General features: G+C 62.9%; 7 protein-coding genes. 4 read left to right on the forward strand and 3 right to left on the reverse strand.

The annotated features are described in order from the left end of the window. Window positions 1–28: 28 nt before the first annotated feature. Entirely contained in the window at window positions 29–1180 is a 1152-nt protein-coding gene (locus ABW043_RS13525) for a DUF2336 domain-containing protein (RefSeq protein WP_353921730.1), read from the reverse strand. A 172-nt stretch (window positions 1181–1352) separates the two neighbouring features. Then, on the reverse strand, window positions 1353–3548 hold the full coding sequence (katG, locus tag ABW043_RS13530) for a catalase/peroxidase HPI (RefSeq protein WP_502908646.1): 2196 nt from the start codon (window positions 3546–3548) through the stop codon (window positions 1353–1355). 95 nt (window positions 3549–3643) lie between these two features. Here katG and ABW043_RS13535 point away from each other — a divergent pair, with 95 nt between their 5' ends. Genes ABW043_RS13535 through ABW043_RS13545 form a run of 3 tightly spaced genes read left to right on the forward strand, consistent with a single transcriptional unit; the run spans window position 3644 to window position 7782 of the window. Then, window positions 3644–4558 carry a hydrogen peroxide-inducible genes activator gene (locus ABW043_RS13535; protein ID WP_353921731.1) on the forward strand — a complete coding sequence of 305 codons (915 nt, stop codon included), beginning with the start codon at window positions 3644–3646 and terminating at the stop codon, window positions 4556–4558. Window positions 4559–4606: 48 nt separating this feature from the next. Then, window positions 4607–6268: a tetratricopeptide repeat protein gene (locus ABW043_RS13540; RefSeq protein ID WP_353921732.1), complete on the forward strand. Its 1662-nt coding sequence runs from the start codon at window positions 4607–4609 to the stop codon at window positions 6266–6268. After that, window positions 6265–7782 carry a tetratricopeptide repeat protein gene (locus tag ABW043_RS13545; RefSeq protein ID WP_353921733.1) on the forward strand — a complete coding sequence of 506 codons (1518 nt, stop codon included), beginning with the start codon at window positions 6265–6267 and terminating at the stop codon, window positions 7780–7782. Before ABW043_RS13540 ends, ABW043_RS13545 begins: the two co-directional genes overlap by 4 nt. Here the strand turns inward: ABW043_RS13545 and rarD are convergent. Then, window positions 7779–8723 (reverse strand): EamA family transporter RarD, encoded by a 945-nt coding sequence (rarD, locus tag ABW043_RS13550; RefSeq protein WP_353921734.1) that lies wholly within the window; start codon window positions 8721–8723, stop codon window positions 7779–7781. The genes ABW043_RS13545 and rarD overlap by 4 nt on opposite strands. Window positions 8724–8912: 189 nt before the next feature. On the opposite strand from rarD, the gene ABW043_RS13555 reads away from it, so the two are divergent. Then, a partial coding sequence (locus tag ABW043_RS13555; protein WP_353921735.1) for a host attachment protein occupies window positions 8913–9316 on the forward strand: 404 nt, incomplete at its 3' end.

Raw genomic sequence — 9316 nt, forward strand, 5'->3', positions numbered from 1 at the left:
CCGCGGGATTGCCGCGGCGCTTGTCGGGTCAGGCGGTCATGGCCTGTGGCTGGTGTATTTCCGCGGCTGCCGCGGCGGCGGCAGTGCGGCGCCGGAAGGAATGGGCCCGCCAGAGTTCGAAAATGTTGCGGGCTTCTTCTTCGTCGAGAGCTTCGAAGCGGCTGACCATCATCTGCTGATGTTCCGGCGTCGGCAGGTCGCGCCACGGCAAGGTGGGGGCGATGGCACCGAAGAGATCCGACTGGAGACCCGCAGCGCGCAGGGCAACGGTAACGGCAGCATAGTCCTGGCTGGCGAGCCACTTCACCACGATTTCAGGGGCGACACGCAGCATCACAGCAATGGCGGCGGCGGCATGGTGGCCATAGCCAAAGCGAGCGAACCGGGCGAGCGCGCGATCATCGAGCTGCTTGCGATCGGTCAAGGCGCGCACCTGATTGTAGGCGACCTTCCACTCCTGCGCATTGAAACCAGCGCGATTGCGGATGCGCTTGTAGACAACGGCATTGACCTTGCCGGCCGTGATCGGATCGAAGCGGCCATCGACCTCGCCGAGGGTTTCGAGGACCTTGTCGGCCACCGAGTCGATTTCGCCGCGCAGCGATTTCCAGTCGATCTCGGCGCGATTGCGCAGGTCTTCGGCAATGGCGGCATCGTGGCTGGCCCGTTCGACGAGCTTTTCGAGCGCAGTGCGGCCGATCTCGGCATTGGCATTGCGAACCAGCTTGATGACTGAGGTGGCGTCGCCGTGTTCGACGACCGCCTCGCTGACGCGTTCGGTAACCGCGGCGCGACCGGCAATGGCGGCGCGATGCGCTTCTGACTGCTTCTCGATGATATCGATCAGGTCGTCATCGCTGAGCACGTTGGAAAATTCGAGCAGCGGGCGCGCCACTTCGATGTCGTCATTGGCGAGCTTGACCACCACCGTCCCAGGCGCCCGCTGTAGCGGCGCGAGGATTTTGGCGACATGGGCGCGGGCTTCGACTTCGACCAGTTCGGCGAGGAGACAAAGCGCCTCGTCGTACTGCACCACCTGCTCATCGTCGCAGCGATCGGAGACAAAGCTGAAGAGCTTGGCCATGTTGCGGAACAGTTGATCCCGCTCCGAATGGCTATCTTCGCCATTCAGCACACGAAAGCTCGCGAATGCGCGACGGCCTTCTTCGAATTCACTCATAACCTTCTCCGGGCGGGATGCCGCATAGATGGAGTGAAGGTGCCCGTAGAGTCGCTTGGGAGTACTGAAAGCAACGAAGAGCAATTGATTCAAATTGCCTCATCCACAGGCGCAACAAAAAAGGGCCCCGGAGATTTCCCCCGGGGCCCACGATATTTTTGGCTGGCAAGACCTAGAGCAGATCGAACCGATCCGCGTTCATGACCTTGGTCCAGGCGTCAACGAAGTCGGTGACGAACTTGGTCTGCGCATCGCCGCTGGCATAGACTTCAGCAAGGGCACGCAGCACCGAATTGGAGCCAAAGACCAGATCGACGCGCGTTGCGGTCCACTTGATCTCGCCACTCCGGCGATCGGTGCCTTCGTATAGGGTCTTCGCGTCCGAAGTCGCCTTCCACTGCGTGCTCATGTCGAGGAGGTTGACGAAGAAGTCGTTCGACAACACGCCCGGACGCTTGGTGAGCACACCATGTTCGGTGCCGCCGACATTGATGTTGATGGCGCGCAGGCCACCCACGAGCACGGTCAGTTCAGGCGCCGTCAGCGTCAGAAGCTGCGCACGATCGAGCAGCACGACTTCGGCCGGAACGGCCAGAGCCGGGTTTTCGTAGTTACGGAAACCATCGGCGGGCGGCTCGAGATAGTCGAAGCTGGCCGCATCGGTCTGCTCTTCGGTCGCGTCGGTACGGCCCGGTGTGAAGGGAACGGTCACATCGTGACCAGCCACACGAGCTGCCTGCTCGATACCGGCACCACCCGCCAGAACGATCAAGTCGGCGAGCGAGATCTGCTTGCCGCCACGGGCGTTCTGATTGAACTCGGTGCGGATGGTTTCGAGAGCTTCAAGCACCCGGCCAAGTTCGAGCGGCTGGTTGACAGCCCAATCCTTCTGCGGCGCAAGGCGAATGCGGGCACCATTGGCGCCGCCGCGCTTGTCGCCACCGCGGAAGGTCGAGGCCGAAGCCCAGGCGGTGCCGACGAGATCGGAAACCGTCAGGCCGGAGGCTAGAACCTTCTGCTTGAGTTCGGCAATGTCAGCGGCATCAACGAGGACGCCGGTCACGGACGGGATCGGATCCTGCCAGATCAGCTCTTCCTTCGGCACTTCCGGACCGATGTAGCGCGTACGCGGGCCCAGATCGCGGTGGGTCAGCTTGAACCAGGCGCGAGCGAACGCCTCGGCAAAGGCCTGAGGGTCTTCGAGGAAACGACGCGAGATCTTCTCGTAGATCGGATCGAAGCGCAGCGACAGATCCGTGGTCAGCATCGTCGGGCGATGCTTCTTGGCGGGATCGTGGGCATCCGGGATGACGTTCTCGGCATCCTTGGCTTCCCACTGGATCGCGCCAGCCGGGCTGCGGGTCTGCACCCATTCGAACTTGAAGAGGTTCTCGAAGAAGAAGTTGCTCCACTGGGCCGGGGTCTGGGTCCAGGTGACTTCGAGGCCGCTGCCGATGGTGTCGGCGCCGTGGCCCTTGCCATAGGAGCTGGTCCAGCCAAAGCCCTGCTCAGAGAGGTCAGCGGCTTCCGGATTGTCGCCCTTGTAGGATTCGGCCGAAGCGCCGTGCGTCTTGCCGAAGGTGTGGCCGCCGCCGATCAGGGCTACGGTTTCTTCGTCGTTCATCGCCATGCGCTTGAACGTCTCGCGGATGAACTTTGCGGCCGAAAGCGGATCGCCATTGGCGCCCGGGCCTTCGGGATTGACGTAGATCAGGCCCATTTCGGTGGCGCCGAGACCGCGGTCGAACTTGTCGAGCGGACGGTGGGTCAGCCACTCGGTTTCGGTGCCCCAATTGACGTCTGCATCCGGCTCCCAGGTGTCTTCGCGGCCACCAGCGAAACCAAAGGTGCGGAAGCCCATGGTTTCAAGCGCGACGTTACCGGCAAGGATCATCAGGTCGGCCCAGGAAATGCTCTGGCCGTACTTCTGCTTGATCGGCCACAAGAGGCGACGCGACTTGTCGATGTTGACGTTATCGGGCCAGCTATTGAGCGGGGCAAAACGCTGCTGCCCACGGCCGCCGCCGCCGCGACCGTCGCTGAGACGATAGGTGCCGGCACTGTGCCAGGCCATGCGGACAAATTGCGGGCCATAATGGCCAAAGTCTGCGGGCCACCAATCCTGCGAGTCGGTCATGAGCTTGCGCAGGTCGTTCTTCAGGGCCGCGTAGTCGAGCTTCTTGAAGGCTTCGCGATAGCTAAAGCCCGAATCGAGCGGGTTGGATTTGGCGGAATGCTGGTTCAGCAGGTCGACGCGGAGCTGCTTGGGCCACCAGTCGCTATTGCCGCGAACCTTGGCGCTGCCGTGATCCACCGGGCACTTGCCTGCCGGAGCCTCGCCCTGAGGGGCATTCATCGTGTCAGTCATATGTGGGGCTCCTTTGCTGCTGAGGCGCGTTATATTCAGGTGACAACCATTAGGCCAATCGATAATTCTTTCGCCACCGATAGGAAGAAATTATCGTGACAATCACCCTCAGACAGATGCGCTATGCCCTCGCCGTTGCGCGAACCGGCCATTTCGGTCAGGCGGCGGACGAATGCGCGGTGTCGCAGCCAGCCCTTTCCCAGCAAATTCTGGCGCTGGAAACGATTTGCGGTTCGGCGATCTTCGACCGGTTGAAAACGGGCGTACGGCTGACCCCGTTCGGTCGCGACTTCGTGGAACTGGCGCGACCCGCCCTGGCGGCTTCGGAGGCGCTGGACAATTTTGCCATCAGAAACGCCGGCAAGCCGAACCGTCCTATCCGTTTTGGCCTGATCCCGACCGTTGCGCCCTATCTCTTGCCCGAAATCTTTCCGGCCCTGACGCAGCAATTGCCGGCACTCAAATTCACCATCAGCGAAAGCCGCACCGAGGCCATGCTGGAGAGCCTCGCCGACGGGAGCCTCGATATCGCTCTTATCGCCTCCGAGCCGCCAGCCGGTGGGCCGAAGCTCGTCCTGTCGCCGCTCTTTGAAGACCCATTTGTGCTGGCAACACCAAGCAGCGAACTGACAGCCGATCCCGTATCGCTGGCCGCGCTCGAACCCGGGCGCATCCTGCTGCTCGACGAAGGGCACTGCTTTCGCGATCAGACGATTTCTGCTTGCCGGCTGGAGGGCGAGCGTTCGACGCGCACTTTTGCCGCGACGTCTCTCTCCACCATCGTGGAATTCGTCGCCAATGGTCAGGGTGTAACGCTGCTGCCGCAAATCGCCCTGCGCAAGGAAGCGAGCGATCCGCGCATCGCCATTCACCGACTGGCTGATCCGCGTGCCGGCCGCCATCTCGCCCTTGTCTGGCGCGAAGCCACCCCGCTTGCCCAGACCTTCGAAGAAATCGCCGCCGTGATCCGCCACTCCCGCGCCGAGACCCCTGTTCAGCCTGCGGCTTAAGCAATATGAATTTGACGGATTGTAGCGTTCCGCCGGAGTTCGTTGCACATGGCGCGTGCCCCCGCCCAGCCTGCCACGCGGCCGGCTCGCCGAAAGACCGCTGCGAGCGGCACGCGGAAGGTGGCCACCCCGGCGCCGCCGCCCGCTGAACCGCTACCACCGCCCAAGCGTCGCATCGCCCTGCCCTCGCTCGATGCCGGTGCGACGCTGCTTCGGAACATCATTCTCAACATAGTCTTTGTCCTGGCCGCGGCGCTCTTCATCGCGGTGATGATCGGGCAATTTCTGTACGATCAGGTGGTGATCGAGCCCATCGCAGTGCCCAAGGCCCTGATCGAACAGGGCATGACGCCGGAGGTGGCGGCGAGCCGATTGTGGGATGGGCTGCGCGATGCTCAATTGCAGGCGCGCAGTTCGAAAGCCAGCGTCAGCGCCATTCCCGATAGCCAGCGCATTCAATTCGCCTTGCCCGACGTCGGCCTTTCCCTTGATTCCATCGTCCGGCAGACGAGGCAGTTCCTCAACCTGCGTCAGACGCGCATCGGCGGGGAGATCGTTTGCAAGACCGAAGCCTGTACGCCGGGCGAGATGCAATTGCGGTTGCGCGTGCTCAAAGGCACCAATGAGGTGATCGACCTTCCCCCGATGGAAGGCGTCAACCAGCGAGGCTACTTTACCAACGCGGCCATTCAGGTCCTTTCGGTACTCGACCCTTTCATCGCCGTTGCCGCCATTGCCGATGCCCAGCCCGTGCGCGCCACGGCTTTGGCGCGTCGGCTGATACGCCAGCACCACTCTGACGCCAAATGGGCGCATAACCTCCTTGGCAATGTGCACACCAATGCCGAGGACTACACCCTTGCCATCAGCGACTATCGCGCAGCGTTGGCGCTTGATCCTGAGTTCCTGGTCGCACGGATCAACCTGGCTCGCGCCCTGCGCCAGGCTGGTGCGCTCGATGCCTCACAAAGCGCCTATGACGCGCTGTCGGCGGCATTTCCGGACAATGCCTCGGTGGTCGAAGGCCTGGCGGAATTGCTCAATGTGCGCGGCGACGTTGAAGGGGCTCTCGCACTGCTGCAGAGGGCTGCGGAGCTTAATCCGGCCAGCCCACATTATCTTGCCCGCATGGGTCAGATAGAGGAGGCGCGGGGCAGGACCGAAGAGGCGTTGATCTGGTTCGAACGCTCGCTCGAAATCGACCCGTCCTACATTCTGGCCGTCGAGCCTCTCTTCGTGGCCCGGGCCAGCAGTGGCGACCTGGTCGGTACCGAGGCCCTAATGGGCGCAGCGGCCCGCTATCAACCCATGGACGCAAGTTCGCAGGCGCTGCATGCCGCGGCGTTGAGCTTCCTTGGTCGTCAGGCCGAGGCGCTTGAGGCCTTTGATCGGGCACTTGCCATAACTCCGGATGACTTCGACCTGCTCTACCAGTCCGCAGGGCTGCTGCAGGAACTTGATCGCGTGCCAGAGGCCGTTGAGCGCTTCACCCGCGCCATAGCCCTTCGGCCCTACGACCCCGCGCCCCGCTTTGGTCGCGGCTCCGCTTATCTCATCACCAGCCAGAACGTCCTGGCTCGTGCAGACCTTGAGCGCGTGATGGAGCTCGACACCTCGGGAACGCAATACGGCAATCTCGCCACGGGCTTTCTCGACATCCTCGACGGATTGGAAGCCGCCGAAGTCAAGGCCGAGGAGCCCCGGCCATGAGCGAGCAATCCGGCGGCGGCCTTGGCTTGACGAAACTCGATGCCAGCCTTTCGACGCTGCGCACCATGATCGTCAATATCGGCTTCTTCATCACCATGATCCTGCTTATCCCGACCATGGGCGCGCAGATTGTGCGCAATCCCATCGTCATCGAGCCGATAGGCGTGCCGGAAGCGCTGGCGGATCGCGGGCTGACCTCGGCCGTCGCCGCCAATCGCGTCTGGGATGGATTGCAGGACTTTTCAGAAACGGCCGCCATTGCGCGGCAGAGTTTCGTTGCCGTGCCCGATAGCCAGCTCGTCGAGTTCGCCCTGCCCGGCAGCGGCCTTTCGGTCGACGCCATCGTAAAGCAATTGCGCCAGTTCTTCGGCAGCCAAGAAACGCGCATCGCCGGCGAAATCATCTGCCAGACCAGCGACTGTGCGCCCGAGGGGCAACGCTTGCGGTTGCGGGTGATCGGACGCAGCGTCGAGATCATCGACCTGCCGCCCTTGGGCACGACGCCGGTTCCTGTCTATTTCCGTGAGGCAGCGGCAGGAATTTATGACGAGCTGGACCCGCTGATCGGGGCTGCGGCGCGGGCCGTCACCGATCCCGAAGGTGCAATCGCGCGGGCGAGGCGGATCGCTTCGACCGGAGGACCCGACGCGCGCTGGGCCCATGTGCTCCTTGGGGACATCGCCCTGTCGCAGGACCGTGGCGAGGACGCCAAGGTCAACTATCTGGCAGCCCTCGCGGATGACCCTGCCTTTGTGGAGGCGCGCATCGGTCTTGTGCGGGCTTCCCTTGCCCTAGGGCAGAATGAGGATGCGCGAGCGGCGCTCAGCCAGTTGCCCACCGAGGGCGACAAGGCGGCAGTGATCATCCGCCTTCAATCTGATTTGGCGGCATCGCAAGGCGATCTCGACGGGGCGCAGCAACTGGCCCGAGCGGCGGCGGAGGCCGATCCGCTTGCCCCTGCCCCGCTCGTGCATTTGGGAGCATTGGCACTCGAAGCGGGACAGGCAGAAGACGCACGCGCGGCGTTTCGCGAAGCGCTGGCAATTGACCCCGGCTATGGCGCCGCCTTGCGGGCCTTGGGCGAGATGCACCGGGCGGAAGGCGACCTTGAAGCGGCGGAAGCTCTGGTGCGCGACTGGGCCGACTATGCACCGGATGACGGCGAGGCCCTGCGCGCGCTGATCGCCGTGCGACTTGAACGCGAGGATTTTGAGGGCACAGCGGAGGCCTACAGTAAGCTGGTGGAACTGACAGCTTTGACCCCGGACGAAGCCATGCAGCGGGCCCAGGTGCTGCAAAGCCTCAAGCGTTATGCAGAGGCCGGTGACGCCATACTCGCCCTTGCCGAAGCAACCCCGCCCCTTCCCGAGGCTGTGCTGCTACTCGCGCAATTGCATGATGAGGCCGGCCGCGCCGTTAAGGCCCGGCCCCTATACGAGCGCTATCTGACGCTCGGCACCGAACTGCCCGGCATCGAAACCGCGAAGGCGGCGCTGGAGCGCCTGGGCGACTAACTCCGCGCCAAGCTGCGCTGTCGGAAACTGTCATACGAAAAGACCACCAGCGAAAGCCAGATCAGCACGAAACTGAAAAGGCGCATGCCGTTGAGCTCTTCGCCAAACAGGTAGACGGCGACGAGAAATTGGATGGACGGCGCCAGATACTGGAACATGCCAATCGTGGTCAGCCGCAAACGGCGGACGGCGTAGGCGAACAGCAGCAGCGGCACGGCCGTAGCCGGTCCCGTCAGCACGAGCAGCATCATCGTTTGCGGGTCGGCATGGGGCCCAACGCCACGCGTCGCGAGATCGAAGGCCACATAGGCCAGAGCGAACGGAGCGGCGATGGCGGTCTCGGCAAAAAGGCCCGTAGCCGGTCCCGATGGCGCCGTCTTGCGGAAAAAGCCGTAAAAGCCGAACGACAGGGCAAGGCTCAGCGCCACAAAGGGAATGCTGCCAAGACCAACCGCCTGGATGGCGATGGCAACCACGGCAATGGCGATGGCGATGGTCTGCAGCCGGTTCTGGCGTTCGCCGAGAAAGATCATGCCGATAGCGACATTGATCAGCGGATTGATGAAATAGCCAAAGCTTGCCTCGAGCACCTGCCCCGATTCCACAGCCCAGACATAGATCAGCCAATTGACGACCAGCAGAGCGGTCGAGAGCGCCAGAATCCGGAACGTCTTCCAACTGCTCAGCAGCGCCTTCGCCTCCCGGAACCCCGCACCGAAAGCGAGGATGCCGGTGAGGAGGACCAACGAGAACAGCGTCCGCTCCGCCACGATCAGCACCGAGCCGGCCGATTCCAGCAGATGGAACAGGATCGGCAGGAAGCCCCAGAGCAGATAGGCGCCAAGTGCGGCGACGACGCCGTTGCGGGTCTCGGTGGGATCGGTCGACAGCGAGGATGGTGCAGGCGCGACAGCGTCGGGCGCCTGTTCTGGCAAGGTCATGAAAGGACTCCGCGCTACGAGGCGCGACGCAGCACTAACAGCCCCCACCTTTGCAGGCCAATCAGAGTTTGTGATCGCTTGGTCTTGCATTGCTGATCGAAAAGGCCAACCTTTCAGGATGTTGGACGTTTGGCCTTTCGGAGCCACGCAACACCCGGTTCCAGCCAGACCAACTTGCAGGAGCAGCGAATGAAAAAGACCGTCACCTGGATCTTGATCGCGGATGGCACTCAGGCCCGAGTGCTGGAAAATACCGGCCCCGGAAAAGGGCTGGCGACCGTGAAGGGGCTGGATTGGTCGATCCAACCGCTCCAGAGCCAGGACATCAACTCCGATCGTCCCGGACGCGGCTTTTCTTCTGTCGGCTCCGCGCGCTCCGCCATGGAGCCCAAGACAGATCCCGCCCAGCACCGAGAGGCAGAATTCGTGCGCTCGGTGGCTGAAGTACTCGACCGCAAGGCCAGGGATGGCGCTTTTGATCGCCTCGTGATCGCCGCCGCCCCGCTTGCCCTCGGCAATCTGCGCAAGGTCATGTCCGACCATGTGAAGAAGACCATTCTCGCCGAACTCGACAAGGACCTGACCAACCTGCC

It is taken from the genome of Devosia sp. (assembly GCF_040509215.1).
Classification (GTDB): domain Bacteria; phylum Pseudomonadota; class Alphaproteobacteria; order Rhizobiales; family Devosiaceae; genus Devosia.

Excerpts from the sequence above, each read along its gene's own strand:
- ABW043_RS13525 (WP_353921730.1), bottom strand. The coding sequence starts at position 1,180 with ATGAGTGAATTCGAAGAAGGCCGTCGCGCATTCGCGAGCTTTCGTGTG.
- katG (WP_502908646.1), bottom strand. The coding sequence starts at position 3,548 with ATGACTGACACGATGAATGCCCCTCAGGGCGAGGCTCCGGCAGGCAAG.
- ABW043_RS13540 (WP_353921732.1), top strand. The coding sequence starts at position 4,607 with ATGGCGCGTGCCCCCGCCCAGCCTGCCACGCGGCCGGCTCGCCGAAAG.
- ABW043_RS13545 (WP_353921733.1), top strand. The coding sequence starts at position 6,265 with ATGAGCGAGCAATCCGGCGGCGGCCTTGGCTTGACGAAACTCGATGCC.
- rarD (WP_353921734.1), bottom strand. The coding sequence starts at position 8,723 with ATGACCTTGCCAGAACAGGCGCCCGACGCTGTCGCGCCTGCACCATCC.